The 19,290-nt window shown below is 35.0% G+C and carries 15 protein-coding genes and 1 riboswitch; of the genes, 11 read left to right on the forward strand and 4 right to left on the reverse strand.

The genetic code is table 11. The annotated features are described in order from the left end of the window. Window positions 1-15: 15 nt before the first annotated feature. From CER22_RS19805 to CER22_RS19830, 6 genes are all read left to right on the forward strand, one after another. The gene (locus tag CER22_RS19805; protein ID WP_088609414.1) at window positions 16-909 is read left to right on the forward strand and encodes an isochorismatase family protein; all 894 of its coding nucleotides are present in this window, start codon (window positions 16-18) and stop codon (window positions 907-909) included. A gap of 33 nt (window positions 910-942) precedes the next feature. Next, window positions 943-8,100: an amino acid adenylation domain-containing protein gene (locus CER22_RS19810; protein ID WP_088609415.1), complete on the forward strand. Its 7,158-nt coding sequence runs from the start codon at window positions 943-945 to the stop codon at window positions 8,098-8,100. Further along, window positions 8,097-8,321 (forward strand): MbtH family protein, encoded by a 225-nt coding sequence (locus tag CER22_RS19815; protein WP_088063306.1) that lies wholly within the window; start codon window positions 8,097-8,099, stop codon window positions 8,319-8,321. The genes CER22_RS19810 and CER22_RS19815 overlap by 4 nt, the downstream gene beginning before the upstream one ends. Further along, complete coding sequence (locus CER22_RS19820; protein WP_088609416.1) at window positions 8,321-9,760, forward strand: MDR family MFS transporter; 1,440 nt, start codon at window positions 8,321-8,323, stop codon at window positions 9,758-9,760. The genes CER22_RS19815 and CER22_RS19820 overlap by 1 nt, the downstream gene beginning before the upstream one ends. Window positions 9,761-9,824: 64 nt before the next feature. After that, window positions 9,825-10,574: a 4'-phosphopantetheinyl transferase Sfp gene (gene sfp / locus CER22_RS19825; protein ID WP_088609417.1), complete on the forward strand. Its 750-nt coding sequence runs from the start codon at window positions 9,825-9,827 to the stop codon at window positions 10,572-10,574. A 35-nt stretch (window positions 10,575-10,609) separates the two neighbouring features. After that, complete coding sequence (locus CER22_RS19830) at window positions 10,610-11,152, forward strand: hypothetical protein (protein WP_046955745.1); 543 nt, start codon at window positions 10,610-10,612, stop codon at window positions 11,150-11,152. 39 nt (window positions 11,153-11,191) lie between these two features. Here the strand turns inward: CER22_RS19830 and CER22_RS19835 are convergent, their stop codons facing one another. Next, window positions 11,192-11,464, reverse strand: coding sequence for an HU family DNA-binding protein (locus tag CER22_RS19835; RefSeq protein ID WP_001043960.1), 273 nt, complete (start codon window positions 11,462-11,464; stop codon window positions 11,192-11,194). A 204-nt stretch (window positions 11,465-11,668) separates the two neighbouring features. Here CER22_RS19835 and CER22_RS19840 point away from each other — a divergent pair, with 204 nt between their 5' ends. Next, a complete protein-coding gene (locus tag CER22_RS19840; protein ID WP_046955746.1) occupies window positions 11,669-12,436 on the forward strand; it encodes a DUF3891 family protein in 768 nt (255 codons plus the stop codon). A gap of 14 nt (window positions 12,437-12,450) precedes the next feature. Continuing rightward, entirely contained in the window at window positions 12,451-12,975 is a 525-nt protein-coding gene (locus CER22_RS19845) for a DinB family protein (RefSeq protein WP_088609418.1), read from the forward strand. Between the two features lie 99 nt (window positions 12,976-13,074). On the opposite strand, the gene CER22_RS19850 is transcribed toward CER22_RS19845, so the two are convergent. The 3 genes from CER22_RS19850 to CER22_RS19860 all read right to left on the reverse strand — a co-directional run bounded on the left by CER22_RS19850 (window position 13,075) and on the right by CER22_RS19860 (window position 16,874). Continuing rightward, complete coding sequence (locus CER22_RS19850; RefSeq protein WP_088609419.1) at window positions 13,075-14,268, reverse strand: S8 family peptidase; 1,194 nt, start codon at window positions 14,266-14,268, stop codon at window positions 13,075-13,077. Between the two features lie 226 nt (window positions 14,269-14,494). Then, entirely contained in the window at window positions 14,495-15,862 is a 1,368-nt protein-coding gene (locus tag CER22_RS19855) for an alanine/glycine:cation symporter family protein (RefSeq protein WP_000451054.1), read from the reverse strand. Window positions 15,863-15,969: 107 nt separating this feature from the next. Next, window positions 15,970-16,090, reverse strand: a riboswitch (glycine riboswitch). A 208-nt stretch (window positions 16,091-16,298) separates the two neighbouring features. Next, complete coding sequence (locus CER22_RS19860; RefSeq protein WP_088609420.1) at window positions 16,299-16,874, reverse strand: hypothetical protein; 576 nt, start codon at window positions 16,872-16,874, stop codon at window positions 16,299-16,301. 132 nt (window positions 16,875-17,006) lie between these two features. Here CER22_RS19860 and CER22_RS19865 point away from each other — a divergent pair, with 132 nt between their 5' ends. The 3 genes from CER22_RS19865 to rluF all read left to right on the forward strand — a co-directional run bounded on the left by CER22_RS19865 (window position 17,007) and on the right by rluF (window position 19,090). Continuing rightward, window positions 17,007-17,372 carry a hypothetical protein gene (locus tag CER22_RS19865; protein ID WP_098133849.1) on the forward strand — a complete coding sequence of 122 codons (366 nt, stop codon included), beginning with the start codon at window positions 17,007-17,009 and terminating at the stop codon, window positions 17,370-17,372. A gap of 206 nt (window positions 17,373-17,578) precedes the next feature. After that, on the forward strand, window positions 17,579-18,199 hold the full coding sequence (locus CER22_RS19870) for a YdbC family protein (protein ID WP_088063309.1): 621 nt from the start codon (window positions 17,579-17,581) through the stop codon (window positions 18,197-18,199). A gap of 183 nt (window positions 18,200-18,382) precedes the next feature. Beyond that, window positions 18,383-19,090, forward strand: a complete 708-nt coding sequence (gene rluF / locus CER22_RS19875; RefSeq protein ID WP_001222161.1) for a 23S rRNA pseudouridine(2604) synthase RluF — start codon at window positions 18,383-18,385, stop codon at window positions 19,088-19,090. Window positions 19,091-19,290 lie beyond the last annotated feature (200 nt).

Below are 19,290 nucleotides of genomic sequence, written 5' to 3' on the forward strand. Positions count from 1 at the left end.
GAAGGAAGTGATTAGATGGCTATCCCATCTATTTCAGTATACAAAATGCCAGTTGAATCAGAACTACCAAAAAATAAAGTGAACTGGATGCCAGATCCGAAACGTGCGGTTCTTTTAATCCATGACATGCAAGAATATTTTCTTGATGCATATAGCGATAAAGAATCACCCAAAGTAGAACTCATTTCAAATATTAAGGTGATAAGAGAAAAATGTAAGGAACTTGGTATACCAGTTGTTTATACTGCACAACCAGGTGGACAAACGTTAGAACAACGTGGATTATTACAAGACTTCTGGGGTGACGGTATTCCTGCTGGACCAGATAAAAAGAAAATTGTCGATGAACTTACTCCTAATGAAGATGATATATTCTTAACAAAATGGAGATATAGTGCATTTAAAAAGACAAATCTATTAGAAATTTTAAATGAACAGGGAAGAGATCAACTTATTATTTGCGGTATTTATGCGCATATCGGCTGCCTTTTAACAGCTTGCGAAGCATTTATGGATGGTATAGAACCATTTTTTGTAGCAGATGCAGTTGCTGATTTTTCAATAGACCATCATAAACAAGCATTGGAGTATGCATCTAATAGATGTGCAGTAACGACATCAACAAACTTACTGTTAAAAGATTTACAAAGTGTAAAAAGTGATGAGAGTGAAGGAATCACTTTACAGGAAGTGCATGAACTAGTTGCACAACTACTTCGTGAGCCAGTAGAGAGTATTGATATTGATGAGGACTTACTAAATAGAGGACTTGATTCGGTCAGAATTATGAGTTTAGTAGAGATGTGGCGTCGTGAAGGGAAAGAAATAACTTTTGCAGATTTAGCAGAACGTCCAACTGTTTCCGATTGGTACAGTTTACTATCTTCACAGACAGCACAGGTGCTGTAACAAATAGACTACATAATAAAGGGGTAGTAAAGAATGCCTAATAGTCAAAAGGTTCGTCATTCGTTATCATCTGCGCAGACTGGTATGTGGTTTGCACAGCAATTAGATCCGCTTAATCCGATTTATAATACTGGGGAATATGTTGAAATAAACGGAAATATTAATCAAGAAATTTTCCAATTAGCAGTACGTAAAGTTGTAACAGAAGCAGAAGCACTACATGTTCGCTTCGAAGAGGATGAAATTGGTCCATGGCAAGTTATTGAAGAATTACAGTTTCATATGTATTTTATTGACGTTCGTAAAGAAGAAAATCCTGAAGAAGCTGCTAAAGTATGGATGAAAAATGATTTATCTATGCCAGTCGATTTGAAAAGAGATACTTTATTTACTGAAGCACTTATTCAAGTTGAAAATAATCGTTTCTTTTGGTATCAGCGCATCCATCACATTGTGATGGATGGCTATGGATTTTCACTTCTAAGCCAAAAGGTAGCGAAAGAGTATACATCACTTATAGAAGAAATAAGAAAGAATGAAAAGCCATTTGGTTCTCTTGCAAAAATTGTACAAGAAGATATGGAGTATCGTGAGTCTAAACAATTTCAAGAAGATCGTACTTTTTGGTTAGAAAAATTTGCAGATGAACCGGATGTCATAAGTTTAGCAGAACGAGCGCCGAGAACATCAAATGGATTTTTACGAGAAACAGCTTATTTATCCAGTTCTAGCACGAAAACTTTACTAGAAGATATTAATGTTTCTTTAACAAGTTGGCCGGAATTTATTGTAGCTGTAACAAGTATTTACATGCATAAATTAACAGGTGCAAATGATATTGTTTTAGGTTTACCAATGATGGGGCGTCTCGGTTCTGCATCTATTTATACACCGAGCATGGTAATGAATTTAGTACCACTTCGTATTACAGTAACTCCAAATATAACTCTTGCGGAATGCATACAGCAAGTTTCTAAAGAGATTCGAGAAGTACGTCGTCATCATAAATACCGTCATGAGGAATTAAGAAGAGACTTAAAGTTACTAGGTGAAAATCAAAGGTTATTCGGGCCGTTAGTGAATGTGATGCCTTTTGATTATGGGCTTAATTTTGCTGGGAATCGTGGTATTACATATAATTTATCAGCAGGACCAGTCGATGATTTATCGATAAATGTATATAAACGTTTTGATCAAAATGAGCTAATGATTCATTTTGATGCGAATCCGTTAGTATATAGTGATACGGAACTAGCATTGCATAAAGAGAGATTTATGAATGTATTAGAATTAGTGATAAATGATTATCAAAAAGACGTGTCGATTGGAAATATAAACATTACTCTTCCAGAAGAAAATCATAAAGTTTTATTCGAATGGAATGAAACTAAGGAAGCTGAGGATTTAATCACTCTACCTTTATTATTTGAAAAACAAGTACAAAAAAATCCAAATAAAATAGCGGTTACGTGTAACGGAGTAGACCTTACGTATAAAGAGCTAAATGAACGGGCGAATGAACTAGCGCACTATTTAGTAGAAGAAGGAATAGGGCCAAATCAGTTTGTAGCTTTAGTATTTCCAAGGTCAATAGAAATGGTAGTTAGTATGCTAGCAGTTTTAAAGGCTGGTGCAGCGTATTTACCGATAGATCCAGAATATCCAGCTGAGCGAATACATTATATAGTAAATGATGCAAAACCAATTTATATCATCACACATTCATCTGTTTCATCTACTTCAGTTATAGAAAATGATATAAAAAAAATCGAATTAGATCGAGAAGAAACAGAACTAGCATTAAAAGCATATTCTCATAGGAATCTACCATTTAGAAATGATGATTCATTTTTAAAGCCTGCGTATACAATTTACACTTCAGGCTCAACCGGAAATCCAAAAGGTGTAATTGTTCCTATGAAAGCTTTAAGTAACTTTCTATTGGCTATGGACGATATGTTTTCACTAAATGAGAACGATCATTTAGTAGCAGTTACAACATTTGCGTTTGATATTTCTGCTCTAGAGATTTATTTACCTCTTATTAGTGGTGCAAGTTTAACAATTGCACAAAAAGAGGTAATTCAAGAGCCTTCTGCGTTAACGGCACTGTTACAAGAAGAAAGAGTGACAGTTATGCAAGCTACACCGACGTTATGGCAGGCGTTAGTAACTGAATATCCAGAAAGGCTACAAGGGCTAAATGTGCTCGTTGGTGGTGAAGCTCTTCCAGCCCATTTAGCAAATATATTAAAAGAATTAGGTTGCTCTATTACAAACTTATATGGACCAACTGAAACGACTATTTGGTCTACTGTCATGAACATCGATAAAAAGGAAATTGGTATACCTCCTATTGGAAAGCCAATTTGGAGTACAGACGTGTATGTATTAGATGCAGGTTTACAACCAGTACCACCTGGAGTAATTGGTGAATTATATATTGCAGGGGAAGGGCTTGCGAACGGATATTTAGGAAAACCAGAGTTAACGGCTGAACGGTTTGTTGCAGATCCTTATGGAAAACCAGGGAAGCGCATGTACCGCACAGGTGATCTTGTGAAATGGCGTAACGATGGTGTGTTAGAGTACATGAGCCGCGCAGATCATCAAATTAAAATTCGTGGTTTCCGAATTGAATTAGCTGAAATTGAAATGGTATTACAACGACATGAATATATTCAACAAGCGGTAGTAATGGTACGGGAAGATCGCCCAAATGATAAACGAATCATTGCATATATCGTTGCCGAAGGGAATGAAGGGATTAACCTTTCAGAAATTCGTTCTTATGTTTCAGAAAGTTTAGCGAATTATATGGTGCCATCGGCATTTGTTGTGCTAGAAGAATTACCATTAACGCCAAATGGTAAGGTTGATAGAAAGAAATTACCTGCTCCTGATTTTAATGAAATGAACAAGGAGAGAGTTGCTAGAAATCCGAAAGAAGAAATATTATGTGATTTATTTGCAGAAGTACTTGGTGTTTCTCGCATTAGCATTGATGATAATTTCTTTGAAATGGGTGGCCATTCGCTTCTTGCATCTCGTCTAATGGCAAGAATTCGTGAAACGTTAAGTGTTGAATTAGGAATAGGAAAATTATTTGAATCGCCAACTGTTGCTGAACTGGCAAAACAATTGGATCAAGCAAAAACTGCAAGACCAGCTATTAAGAAAGTAAGTAGACCAAATGAAGTTCCACTTTCATTTGCACAGCGCAGGTTATGGTTCTTAAATTGTTTAGAAGGTCCAAGTCCTACTTATAATATTCCATTAGTCGTTCGTATTTCTGGAAAGTTGAACGAGGAAGCATTGCAAGGTGCCTTTTATGATGTAGTTGAGAAACATGAAACGCTTAGAACGATTTTCCCTAACGTATTAGGTAGTTCCTATCAGAAAATTTTAGATATGGAAAATTTAAATCTAGAAATGATAATAACAAAAACATGTAAAGATAAATTAGAAAGTGTGCTTGTAGAGGCGGTAAGATATAGTTTTAACCTTGATGTTGAACCAGCAGTTCGTCTGCAACTATTTACAGTGAATGAAAACGAACATGTATTACTAATTCTATTGCACCATATTGTAGGGGATGGCTGGTCATTACAACCGTTAACGAGAGATTTTGCAGCGGCATATAAAGCACGATGTCAAGGTAACAGAGTACAGCTAGAGACACTTCCAGTTCAATACGCAGATTATGCACTTTGGCAACAACAGTTGCTTGGTGATGAAACTACACCAGAAAGTCTTATTTCAACACAATTAGATTTTTGGAAGAAAGAGTTAGAAGGTTTACCAGATAAAATAGAGTTACCTACAGATTACCAGCGTCCAATTGAAATGAGTTATCACGGAGAAACAATTCATTTTCAAATAGATGCGGGTATGCATAGTAGGTTAGTAGAGCTTGCACGGAAAAACGGAGTTAGTTTGTTTATGGTGTTGCAAGCAGGACTTAGTGCGCTATTTACAAGATTAGGTGCAGGTACTGATATACCAATTGGTAGTCCGATTGCTGGAAGAAATGAAGATGCACTCTCTGACATAGTCGGTTTATTTGTAAATACATTAGTGTTACGTACAAATACATCAGGAGATCCAAGCTTTAAAGAATTATTGAATAGAGTGAAGCAATCAAATCTTGCAGCTTATGAAAATCAAGATGTTCCATTTGAACGACTCGTTGAAGTGTTAAATCCAGTACGTACTCGAAATAGTCATCCGCTGTTTCAAGTTATGTTAGCTTTCCAAAATACGCCAGAAGCAACGTTTGATGCTCCGGATATAGAAGCGAACCTTGAAATTCAAAGCGTTGGTTCTGCGAAATTTGATCTAACATTTGAAATTAGCGAGAGTAACGGAGTTGATGGTACTCCAGATGGCTTAAACGGGTTACTAGAATTTAGTACGGATTTATATACACGTGAAACAGTTCAAAAATTAGTTGAACGATTTATTTTGTTATTAGATGATGCAGCGAAACATCCGGATCAATCAATTGGCACATTAGAAATATTAACTTTAGCAGAGAAAAATACAGTGTTAGAAAAGTGGAATGGTGGTTTTCAAATTGTACCCGAAATGACATTGCCACAATTATTTGAAAAGCAGGCTCATATAAATCCAAATTCTATTGCTGTCGTCTTTGAAGATGAAAAGTTAACTTATGAAGAGTTGAATAAAAAAGCGAATAAAATAGCTCGATTGCTAATAGCAAATGGAGTAGGCCCTGATCAACTCGTTGCTTTAGCGATGCCGAGATCTTTAAATATGGTTGTAAGCTTACTAGCTGTTCTGAAAGCTGGTGCGGGATACCTTCCGTTAGATCCGGATTATCCGTCAGATCGTATTTCATTTATGCTCCACGATGCGAAACCATCATGTGTTTTAACAAATTCAGATGTGGAAATTGAATGTGATGAGGAACTGAAAATTTTAGTTGATGATGTGAAAGTAATAGGGGAAATTGAGAAATATAGTGAAGACAATATTGATGAAATGGAGCGCATGAAGCAGTTATCTCCTTCGCACATTGCGTATGTTATTTATACATCAGGCTCAACTGGTAGACCGAAAGGCGTTATGATACCTCATCAAAATGTAGTAAGACTTTTAGGAGCAACTGATCATTGGTTCCAATTTGACGAGAACGATGTATGGACAATGTTTCATTCATATGCTTTTGATTTCTCGGTTTGGGAAATTTGGGGACCTTTATTATATGGTGGGCGTTTAGTCGTAGTACCACATACTGTAAGTCGCTCGCCGAAAGAATTTTTACAACTTCTTGTTAAAGAAAAGGTAACTGTTTTAAACCAAACTCCATCAGCGTTCTATCAATTGATGCAAGCAGATCGTGAAAATGAAGAAATTGGCCAAAAATTATCTTTACGATATGTTGTTTTTGGAGGAGAAGCACTTGAGCTAAGTCGATTAGAAGATTGGTATTGTCGACATTCTCATAACGCACCAAAACTTATTAATATGTACGGTATTACGGAGACGACAGTACATGTTAGTTATATTGAATTAGATGAAACAATCGTCTCTTTACGAGCAAACAGTTTAATTGGGTGTAGTATACCTGATCTTAAAGTGTATGTGTTAGACAACTATTTACAACCGGTGCCACCTGGAGTAGTTGGAGAAATGTATGTTGCAGGTGCAGGGCTTGCTCGTGGATATTTAGGAAGAGCAGGCTTAACAGCAGAACGTTTTATTGCAGATCCATTTGGTAAGCCAGGTACAAGAATGTATCGTACTGGGGACTTAGCACGTTGGCGTCAAGATGGGACGCTAGATTATATAGGACGTGCAGATCATCAAATAAAAATTCGTGGATTCCGAATTGAATTAGGGGAAATAGAAGCGGTAATAATGAAACATCCTAAAGTTGAGCAAGTAGCCGTTATTGTACGGGAAGATCAACCAGGGGATAAACGGTTAGTTTCTTATATCGTCGCATCAAATAATGAAATGATTGATACGAATGAAATGCGTAAGTATGCTGGAGGTAGTTTACCAGATTACATGGTTCCATACGCTTTTGTAGTAGTAAATGAGTTGCCTTTAACTCCAAACGGTAAATTAGATAGAAAGGCATTGCCGGCTCCAGAATTTATCGCATCATCTTCTAGTCGTGGACCAAGAACACCGCAAGAAGAAATGTTATGTGACTTGTTTACAGAAATTTTAAGTGTGCCGCAAATTGGAATTGATGACGGATTCTTTGATTTAGGTGGCCATTCACTTCTTGCAGTGCAGCTTATGAGTCGTATTAAAGAAGCACTTGGGGTCGAACTAAATATCGGAACTTTATTTGCAGCACCTACTGTTGCGGGTCTTGCTGAAAGACTTGAAGTGGGAAATGGACAAAGTGCACTTGATGTGTTGCTTCCATTACGAGCAAGCGGAGACCAATTACCACTATTTTGTGTACACCCAGCAGGTGGATTAAGTTGGTGCTATGCAGGACTTATGAAATCTTTAGGAACAGATTATCCAATCTACGGTGTCCAAGCACGTGGTATTGCTAAAAATGAAGAACTTCCAAAAAGTTTAGAGGAGATGGCGGCGGATTATTTAAAACACGTTCGTGAAGTACAGCCTCACGGACCATATCGTTTACTCGGTTGGTCGCTCGGAGGAAATGTTGTGCATGCAATGGCGGCGCAACTGCAAAATGAAGGGGAAGAAGTAGAATTACTCGTTATGCTGGATTCTTATCCAGGTCACTTCTTACCGAATACGGAAGCACCTACTGAAGAAGAAGCGTTAATCGCATTACTTGCTTTAGGTGGATACGATCCAGATAACATGGATGGTAAACCACTTACGATGGAAAGTGCAGTAGAAATACTTCGTAAAGATGGAAGTGCATTAGCAAGTCTTGAAGAAGAGACGATTTTAAATTTGAAAGAAACATATGTAAATTCGGTAGGATTGTTAGGGAAATATGTACCGAAAGTTTATAACGGAGATATTTTATTCTTTAGATCTACTGTTATACCAGACTGGTTCGATCCTATCTCTCCAAATACGTGGCTAAATTATTTAGAGGGGCAAATTGTGCAACACCATATTGATTGTAGACATAAAGATTTATGTCAACCAGGACCACTTACAGAGATTGGACAAGTATTAGCGAAATATTTGCAGGATAAGAAAGGGGTAAGTACAGTATGACGAATCCGTTTGAAAATGATAATTACACATATAAAGTACTAAAAAATGAGGAGGGCCAGTATTCTCTCTGGCCTGTTTTTCTTGATGTACCTATTGGTTGGAATGTCGTGCATGAAGAGGCTAGTAGGAATGATTGTTTAAAATATGTTGAAAATAACTGGGAAGATTTGAATCCGAAAAGTAAACAAGTGGGCGAAAAAATATTAGTAGGAAAACGATAATGAAGGCAAAAATAAATCCAAAAGTAGTTGTAAGCATCGTATATATAACAGCGATGTTTATGGCTGCGATGGATGCAACGATTGTGAATGTAGCACTCCAAACGATAAGTAAAGAACTACAAGTGCCTCCATCTGCAATGGGGACGGTTAATGTTGGGTATTTAGTTAGCTTAGCTGTTTTTCTTCCGATTTCTGGTTGGTTAGGAGATCGCTTCGGTACGAAAAGAGTATTTCTAACCGCTCTTTTCGTATTTACAACTGCGTCTGCATTATGTGGAATAGCGAATGATATTACTTCATTGAATCTTTTTCGCATCATGCAAGGTGCTGGCGGGGGGCTTTTAACACCAGTTGGGATGGCGATGTTATTCCGAACATTTTCACCAGAGGAAAGGCCGAAAATTTCACGGTTTATTGTGTTGCCAATTGCTGTAGCACCGGCAGTAGGACCAATTATTGGCGGTTTTTTTGTAGATCAAATGTCTTGGCGCTGGGCATTTTATATTAATTTACCGTTCGGAATCGTAGCATTACTATTCGGTCTACTATTTTTAAAAGAGCATATTGAAAAATCAGCTGGTCGCTTTGATTCTCTCGGTTTTGTTCTTTCAGCACCAGGATTCGCGATGCTTATCTATGCACTTAGTCAAGGGCCGTCAAAAGGCTGGGCTTCAGAGATTATAAGTACTGGAATAGCTGGGATTGTATTCATTACATTGTTTATCATTGTAGAACTTAGAGTAAAGCAACCGATGTTAGATTTACGCTTATTAAAAGAACCAGTCTTTAGAAAAATGAGTCTTATTTCATTGTTTTCATCCGCTGGTTTACTAGGAATGTTATTTGTTTTTCCACTTATGTATCAAAATGTAATAGGGGTTTCCGCATTGGAATCAGGTCTTACGACATTCCCAGAGGCGATTGGGTTAATGATATCGTCACAGATTGTGCCATGGTCATATAAGAAACTAGGAGCTCGAAAGGTAATTTCTATTGGATTAATTTGTACGGCGATTATCTTTGTTTTATTAAGTTTTGTAAATCACGATACGAACCCATGGCAAATTCGGGCATTATTGTTTGGTATCGGTATTTTCTTAGGTCAGTCTGTTGGAGCAGTTCAATTTTCTGCATTTAATAATATCACGCCACCTTCTATGGGGAGAGCTACGACTATATTTAATGTGCAAAATCGATTAGGTTCAGCGATAGGAGTTGCAGTTTTAGCTAGTATACTAGCCGGTTTTGGAAATAATAGTGTACAAAATAATGCTCAGTCAGATTTCTTACCATATCAAGCTGCGTTAATTGGATCAGCAATATTTTTACTCGTAGCATTACTATTTTCTTTACGTATTTCTGATAAAGAGGTAATGGAAAAGAAGAAGAAAAAGCCGTTACCTATATTACAAAAAGAAAAAGAAGTTGTAAACGAATAAGTTATAGAATAATAATATTCTTTTGAAATAAAATGATATTGTTTTTTAGAAGGAGAGAGTTTACATGATAGAGAGTAAAGTTGTAGATTCTGTACCAACTCTTAATGAGAATAGTTGTCAAATATGGTGGGCAAGAATTTCAGATTTACAATCATGGCATTACAATTTACTAAATGATGTTGAACGAGAGAAAGCAAATTCATATCATCATTCGGCAGATCGTGCACGATTTATAATAGGTTGTGTAATTAGTAGATTAGTTCTTGGAAAGATCCTTTCTATGTCGCCAGTTCAAGTACCGATTAATCGAATGTGCTCTGTATGTAAGTTACAACATGGTAGACCACAATTACCAGAAGGAATGCCGCAAATATCTGTTTCACATTCGGGTGAGTGGGTTGTTGTTGCATTTACAAAGTCTGCACCTGTAGGCGTTGATGTTGAACAAATGAATCCAAATGTAGATGTTATGAAAATGGCAGAGGGCGTATTAACAGACATTGAAATAGCACAAGTTATGAAGTTACCTAATGAACAGAAAATAGAAGGTTTTTTAACATATTGGACTCGAAAAGAAGCGGTACTAAAAGCGACAGGTGAAGGACTAATGATTTCACCAGTAGGTATTACTGTATCAGCTCCAAATGATCCTCCAAATTTGTTAGTTTTTAAGGATAGGCAAGAGTTAGTAGAAAATACAATGATGGAGGATATAAGGCCAAGTGCAGATTATATGGCTTCAATTGCAATATTTAGTAAAGAAGTAACTGAAATTACACAGTTAGACGCAGTAGCGCTTTTAAATTATAAATAAGTTAAATAAAAAATCTTATAGAAGAGGTGTTCCTCATGTTAGTAGCGGAAAATAGAACAAATGAATTCACTTATAATGTACAAGCAATTAAAAATATTTTATTTTCTGGAGATACATCATCTATTCATGCTTTAGAAAAGCTTTTGAATGATACAGTTCAGTTTGAAATTCTCGAACAAGAGGTACTTGATAGACAGTACATCCCGAAAGAAGCAAAGAATTTCTTTGATAAAAACGGAACATTTCTTTACCGTGTATCCAATGTTAGTTATAAAGGAAAAGTGTTATCTGAGAATCTAATTTTTGCGGACACTTCGTTTTTACCAAATACAATTAAGAGTGAATTAGAGAGTGGGAATATTCCAGTTGAAAAAATTATAGAAAAGATGGAAGTAAGAAGAAACGTATTATACGAAGGATATCAGCCATCTGGGAATATTATTGAATTGTTTGATGGATGCTCTGTTACGGCGAATGTGTATCCAACTAGAAAATATCAAATTGTAAGTAATTGCAAATGCATATTTTATATTTGTGAAGTATATCATGCAGAGAATATAAAAAATCTGCTTAAATAGAAAATAAGAAACCAGCCTATAAAATGGCTGGTTTCTTATTTATTTCACAGCTTCTTTTAACTCTTTACCAGCTTTAAATGCTGGAACTTTACCAGCAGCGATTTGAATTTCTTCGCCAGTTTGTGGATTACGTCCTGTACGAGCAGATCTTTCGCGCACTTCAAACGTTCCAAAGCCGATTAATTGAACTTTATCGCCAGATTGTAATGCAGTAGCAATTGTGTCAAATACGGATTGTACCGCTGCAGAAGCTTCCTTTTGAGAAATATCAGCGGATTGTGCCACGTTTTTAACTAATTCTGTTTTGTTCATGTTTTCACCTCATAAAAAGTTTTTTAGAATGAATGTTTTAGTATAATGGATAGTATAGAGAAAGCTATTTATATGGTTAGAAAGAATACTATATAGTTATGTTAATTTCGTTGTAAGAGACTGAATCCCTGCTAATAATTAGGGATTAATTAAGAATTGATGTATAGAAAATGCTGTAATATGAGGATGAGGGGGAGTATATGAATGATTTTTCGTGAAAAGAATGAGAAAGAAAGTATATTAATTCGTCAACATGATCATGGTTTTTTAGCTGGAGAGATTGCAAAGCATATAAAAGAAGATTTTTTTGAAGATGAAACATACTTAAAAGAGACAATTGATGCAATATATGAGCATGATAGAGGATGGATAGAACTTGATAAAGTACCAATTTTGAATGATGCTAAAAATATTCCATATACATTTATGGATTGTCCAAGTTCATTGCGTTTTGTTTTTTATACGATTGGTTTGAATGAAATTGAAGATTCGAATCCATACGGAGCATTACTTTGTAGTAAACATTTTTTATCATTTTCATTAAATGACGAAGACGAAGAAATGATGTCTTTTTATAAACATGAATTGAAACGACAAAAAAGAATTTTGAAAACGTTAACGAAAGAACAATTTGCGATGTTCGATAAACATTATAGATTATTAAAGTTTTGCGATGAACTTTCTTTATATGTGTGTATGAATAAACCTGGCGTAGAAAAGGAAGATGAAATTGATTTGTTTAAAGGTGGTTTTGAAGGAACGGAAATGTTTAATAGTAAGGTGGAGAAACCTATTCAAGCTGAATGGGTGGACGAGGAAACAATACGGATTACACCGTTTCCATTTCAAACGGAATTTCATACGTATGTAAAATATAAAACTATAAATAAACATGTAGTTGAAGAAAAAGGGATTGCAAAAGCTGATAGAGAATCGGAAATGGAGAAACAAAACATTCGTTTCGTACAATAAGGAGGCGATTTAGATTGAAAGAGTACATGTTAAAACAGTTTGATTACCATGATTGGGCTAATACGCGATTATTCAATCGATTAAAAGAGTTACCAAGCTATGAGACAATCTTTAGCGAAAAGATACAGAGTGTATTTCCATCAATTAAGGATACTTTTGCGCATATTTATATTACAGATCAAGTGTGGTTACACATATTGCATGGTAAAAGTATGAATGAAGCAATACAAGACCGAGAAAATTTACGAAAACAAATCGAAACTAAATCGTTACATGAATTAGAAAAAATGTTTAAAAACATGGCAAATCAATATAAAGACTTTTTAATTACAATACAAGACGTGAATGCTGTATTTGTTATCGAGAATCCATATGCAGGGAAATTAGAAACTTCAATTATAGAGTTAGTACAACATGTCGTAAATCATGGTACATATCATAGAGGAAATATAACAGCGATGATCCGTCAACTCGGTCATTCGTCGACAATGACGGATTTTGTACTGTATTTACATATGGTGCAGAAGGAGGGGGAGTAATATAGTTTGTAAGAAGGAGAGCCTTTAATTGTAAAAGTCTCTCCTTCTATTTTATCCCGCACTAATGGCAGATCACTGATTAAAGTTTTACATTATTTCTTAAGAGGCTTTATTTTCTTGTAATTGTTTAGCATATTGTATAGCTTTATATGCATTGACTCTACCATTTTTCCAATACGTACCTGTACCACTAATTTTATCAGACGTTGACTCAATAATTTGGCGGATTTGTGTATTGCTATATCCTTGATTTGCTAAAAGAGCAGCGACTCCTGCAACATGAGGTGTTGCCATAGATGTACCACTTAATGATTGATACGTGCTTCCTTTATATGTGGAATATATATTTGAACCTGGTGCTGCAACATCTACCCAGTTACCATAAGTAGAAAATGAAGATTTTCTATCTGATTGATCTGTAGAAGCAACTGCAATCACCTCGTTGTAATAAGCAGGATAATTAGCTTTTGTATTTCCAGCATTTCCAGCAGCTGAAACAATAACAGAGCCTTTATTCCATGCATATTGAACGGCTTGTTGTAAAGCAGTCCCACCATTTGGAGCGCCTAAGCTTAAGCTAATTACTTTTGCACCTGAATCAGCAGCTTCTCTAATCCCTTGCGCTACAGCATCAAGAGTACCACTTCCTTGATTATCTAATACGCGGACGGCATAAATTGAAGTTTGTGGGGCAACACCAGCAATTCCAACACTATTATTCGTAAGTGCTCCAGTAATTCCAGCGCAATGCGTACCATGACCATTACCATCATCAGATGTATTGTCGTTGTCAACATAATCATGTCCGTAAATTACTTTCGAAGCTAAATCAGGGTGTGAACCTTGAACTCCTGTATCAATAATAGCTACTTTTACACCAGGATCACTTCGTTGACTATCCCAAGCTTGTGGAGCTTGAATTTTTTGCAATCCATATTGATTTTTAAAATATGGGTCGTTCGGAGTCCAAAAGGCGTGAACGTAATAATTCGGTTCTGCATATTCCACATCTGGATTATTTTTATAACTTTTTATTTTTTCTTTGACAGTACCTTTTGAAAATTGAACGACTTCAAAACCTAACGTATCATCTTTAGATAAAACGTTAGCACCGACAGATTTGTGAAAAGATTGAACATTACTTAAAGAGGCATTTTGTTTGAACTTAACGATTAATTGGTTAGGGACGTAATCAGTAGATGATGTTTCAGCACTTGAAATATTTGTGTTAAAAAAGAAACCACCAATAATAAATGATAAAACAGATAGGAAAACAATGATTTTGTTTTTCAAAAGATTTTTCCTCCCTTTTCTTGGATGAGTTTTTCGGCGACACTTTAATGTCACATTCCTTTTCAACTATATAGTTAGACCATACGATTTATGTCATTTATGTGAAAAACTTTTAGTGGAATAAAAAAAGGGAAAGATCGATATAAATATATTTTTCATGACATTTACTGAGTTAGAAAACGAAAAAAGGAATGCTCATTATGTATGAGTCATTCCTTTTTTTATATTAACTTGCCTGTTTTTTATGACTTTCTTTCAATTTCTCTGCTTGTAAAAAGCGATTCGTTTCAGCAACAACAATACCACTTAACCCAATAAGGCCAATTAAGTTTGGAATCGCCATAAGTCCATTTGCAATATCAGCAAATGTCCATACGATACCTAGTTTTAAATTAGCCCCAATAGCAATCATGACAATAAAGATCGCTTTATAATATTTAACAGCACCTTCTCCAAATAAATAAGCCACGCACTTCTCGCCGTAATACGACCATCCTAAAATAGTAGAGTAGGCAAATAATATAATTGCGATACCAAGAATCATACTACCAGCAGTGCCAAATACAGATTGGAACGCAAGTGTTGTCGCTTCAACGCCAGTTTTACCTGATTTCCATGCACCTGTAGTAATTAATACTAGCCCTGTAATGGTACATACAATAAACGTATCTAGAAAAGTACCAGTCATAGAAACTAAAGCTTGCTTTGCAGGTGAATCAGTTTTTGCGGCAGCTGCAGCAATAGGGGCACTCCCTAAACCAGCTTCGTTTGCAAATACACCGCGCGCCATTCCGATTTGAATTGCAGATGCAATTGTTGCGCCAATAAAACCACCAGCAGCTGCAGTCCCATTGAATGCGCCAGAAAAAATAAGTGAGAATGCTTCTGGAATTTGATCGTAGTGATAGAAAATAATAATAAGCCCAGCAATGATATAAAAGAAAGCTTTAATAGGAACGATATATCCTGTCACTTTCCCGATTTTTTTCACACCGCCTAAAATAACAATGGCGATTAAAAACGACATAAATATACCAGTTAAAGCAGGAGGGAAAGAGAAATTAATTCGCATTGCCTCTGCAACTGAGTTAGATTGCACCATATTACCGATACCGAAAGAAGCAGTTGTGCCGAATATAGCGAATAAAACTGCAAGCCATTTCTTACCTAAACCACGTTCTAAATAGTACATTGGTCCACCTGAATATTCACCATTTTCATTACTAACACGGTATTTCACCGCAAGAATTGCTTCGGCATACTTTGTTGCCATACCGAACAAAGCAGTAATCCACATCCAAAAGATTGCACCGGGTCCACCGATCGTTACTGCAGTTGCAACACCGGCTATATTTCCCATACCTATCGTTGCCGCCATAGCTGTCATAAGTGCTTGGAAGTGGCTAATATCTCCAGAGGAAGATGTATCTTCTGATTTTTTAAAAGCTAGTTTGTGAGCGTATAATAGTTTACTAAACTGTAATCCTTTTAAACGCACTGTGAGAATGATACCAGTACCAACGAGTAACAACAACGTTGGTAATCCCCACACATAGTGATTGATTTGTTCTAATACTGTACTTACTGTCTCCATCTGTATTCTCCTTTTTATGAAAAAATAAAAACCACTTCAAGTAAATGAAATGGTCTCTGGAGAAACAAGGGATAGAAAAATAAACCGATACAAATCGGCATTTTCTTTCGCTTGTCTCTGTCCTTTTACCTGAGAGATTATCCGCTATAGTAGCGGATTTGCTCCTTCGGTGCTCTTTTTCCTCCGCGCTATATAAAAGCGAGAGGGAGTCTCTCCAGAGATTCGTCCCCATGCAGTTCTACTTGTAAACAAGACCTGAGAGTTTCAAAGTTGATTCAGCAACTTTTTGCCCCGTCGGTAGATCAATAGACCTTCTCCTGAATGGTTCATCCGAATTATAAAATTTATAAAAATATTGATTGTAAATCAATAAAAACATTATAGACAGACAAAATATGAATTGCAATCTTTTTTTATGTTAAAATAGTAACCAGTTTTATTTTTTTGCAAGTCCTAATTTAACTTCAACTTCATTTAACGTAGATAAAGCGAGGACAATATGTTGGTCCGCAAGTCCTAAAGCATGTTTAGTATTTTCAATTGTTTCATTGGATGGAGTAGAGTTATTTGCTCCGTCTATAATTAAATTTGCTGCGTTTTTCATAAATTTAGAAGCAGTCTTAAATTCAGTTGTGAAATAAATTAGTTGTTCTTGTATTTGTACTTCCGATATATTTTCTTTAATTTTCACAGTGTCTATTTCGTTCATGATTTTTTCATATTGTTTGGAAATAGCAGTCATTGTGACTAATAGTTTATCTCTGTCTACTGAATCTCCGTTCGTGTTAATCTCTTCCCAGGCAGGCAACCAATCTTTTTCGATGATGTCATTATAATTTGTAGTTAATTCATCAATTTTTGGTTGTAATTTATTTTTAAAACTTTTTGTATCAATTGTTTCTACGATAGTTTTTTCGTTATTATTTTTATCTTTAGTTGTGTAGAAAATCGTACAGGTAATAATAAAAATAGAAATAACTATTGTCCATTTATTAAAAAATAATTTCTTCAATGGGTAATACCTCCAAAAGTAAATATCCTTTAATTATAATATATAACAATAATATTGTTAATAATAGAGAATATAGTCTGGAATTAATTTTAATTATATTTTTTATATACACAAATAATCAAGATTAGTAAAATAATGAAAGTAATATGTGAGAAAAGAGGGTTTTTAGTGAAAATGAATAGAAGAAAACTAGTTTCAAATATTTCAACGGTTGTGTTATTAGTTAGTTTATTTACACTTATATATTTAGACAAAGAATCTAAAATTGAAGATTTTCCAGTACCAATGTCAGCAATTCATATTAACAATGATAAGGAAGAGGAGTATAAATATATAAGTGTAATGCCTATTACAAAGGCTAGTGGATGGGAGAACTTAGGGGAAAACGGACATACTGTTAGTTTTAAAAAAGGGGAGCGGAAGGTAACTGTATTACATTATCCAGGAGAACTTACGTATTATTTATTTGAACAAAAGGTGAATAAGAAAGGGAGATAAGATAAAGTTGTAATTCGTTAAGGGTTACATCTTTTCTTTTGATTCTGAATTATTTGAAATAAAATCAGATAGATGGTTTGATAGATGTAGTGATAAATATGATTAGTTCTATATGCACATAAAGAGTAATGAGGAGATTATAAAAATATTATGTAAACTGAAAATTATAAGTGGAAGGTAAATTATATCCTAAGGGGGAGTTAAAAATGTTACTAAAAACAATCTACTGTAAGGTGGAAGAAGAGAAAAAAGAGTTATTTTCAAAAGCACAAGAAAAATGGCAAGCTATACAGCATCTAGATGGATTTCACGGACAATTTGGTGGATGGAATGAAGATGAGGCATGTGTATTCACTTTATGGGAAGATAGAAGGGCTTATCAATCATTTATGAATAGTGCACACGATACCATTTATTTAAATAGTAATCAAGAGGATACGTTTCTTTCATGTGAAATTGAATTATTTCAACCGTTGTATGATATAACTGATACGCATTTGAACGATGTAATTACAGCAGGATCTTTTGTACGAGTTGCAATTTGTGATGTAAAACAACAAAGAAAAAAGCAGTTTTTACATAAACAAGAAACAATTTGGAATAAAGGGATGGAAAATGCAAAAGGGATGTTAGGTGGAGTTGTTGGAAAGTCTTTAAAAAATGAAAATTGTTACATAGTGTTAACTTATTGGAAAGATGAAATGGCGCATCAAAATTATGTAGAAGAGATTTTCCCAGAGTTGTATAAACTAGCTAATATTCATGATGATTTAAAAGATATAAGAAGTAAACAAGCTGTATGTAAGGAAGAGTGGCTTGTATATTAAGTGTACAAAACGTGCATAAATGAATGTATAATAAAGATATTTTCTTATAAACGAGTAATTAATAGAAGACGTTATATACCCTTTCATGTTAATATATTTAAGTTATAATAGAAGGCTTACCCTTTTGTATTGTACGGTAGAAGCAGTGTGAGCTTGAATTTTTTTGAAAAGGATGTGCCTAATTTGCGTATCAATAAATTTATTAGTGAAGCTGGAAAAGCGTCTCGACGTGGAGCAGATAAACTAATTAATGAGAGAAGAGTAATTATTAACGGTAAGGTTGCAAAAATTGGTGACCAAGTAAATCCAGGTGATGATGTACGTGTAAATGGAGAGCAACTTCGTATTGCTCGAGATCACGTATATATCGCTTTAAATAAACCAGTAGGTATTACATGTACGAGTGAAAAAGCTGTAAAAGGTAATATTATCGATTTAGTGAATCATCCATTACGAATTAGTCACATTGGACGTCTTGATAAAGACTCAGACGGTTTAATTTTATTAACGAATGATGGTGATATTGTAAATGAAATTTTACGTGCTGAAAACAAACATGAAAAAGAATATATCGTTTCAGTAGATAAGCCAATTACACCTGATTTTCTAGAGAAAATGGCAGCTGGTGTGAAAATTTTAGGAACGAAAACGCTTCCTTGTGAGGTAACACAGTTATCAAAATATGAATTCCAAATTATTTTAACTCAAGGGTTGAATCGTCAAATTCGTCGTATGTGTGAAGCTTTAGGTTATCAAGTATACACTTTAAAGCGTACAAGAATTATGAATATAGAATTAAATAATTTACCTGTTGGACAGTGGAGAGATTTATCGAAGAAAGAGAAACGACGTCTATTTTCAGACTTAAATTACGAACCACAAGATTGGTAAAATTGAAAAGAGGAAACCAAAAATCTATTTTTGGTTTCTTTTTTTATTTAATAAAAAATCATTTTTAAACACTTGCAAAAATAAAATGAATAAGATATAGTAAATAACAATTAATGGATGTGCTTTTAAAAGCAAAGAAAAGGACACGAGTTATTTTATCCGGTTATACAGAGAAGGAAGGAAAGCTGAGAACTTCCTAA

The organism is Bacillus sp. K2I17, assembly GCF_002209985.1.
GTDB classification, from domain to species: Bacteria; Bacillota; Bacilli; order Bacillales; family Bacillaceae_G; genus Bacillus_A; species Bacillus_A wiedmannii.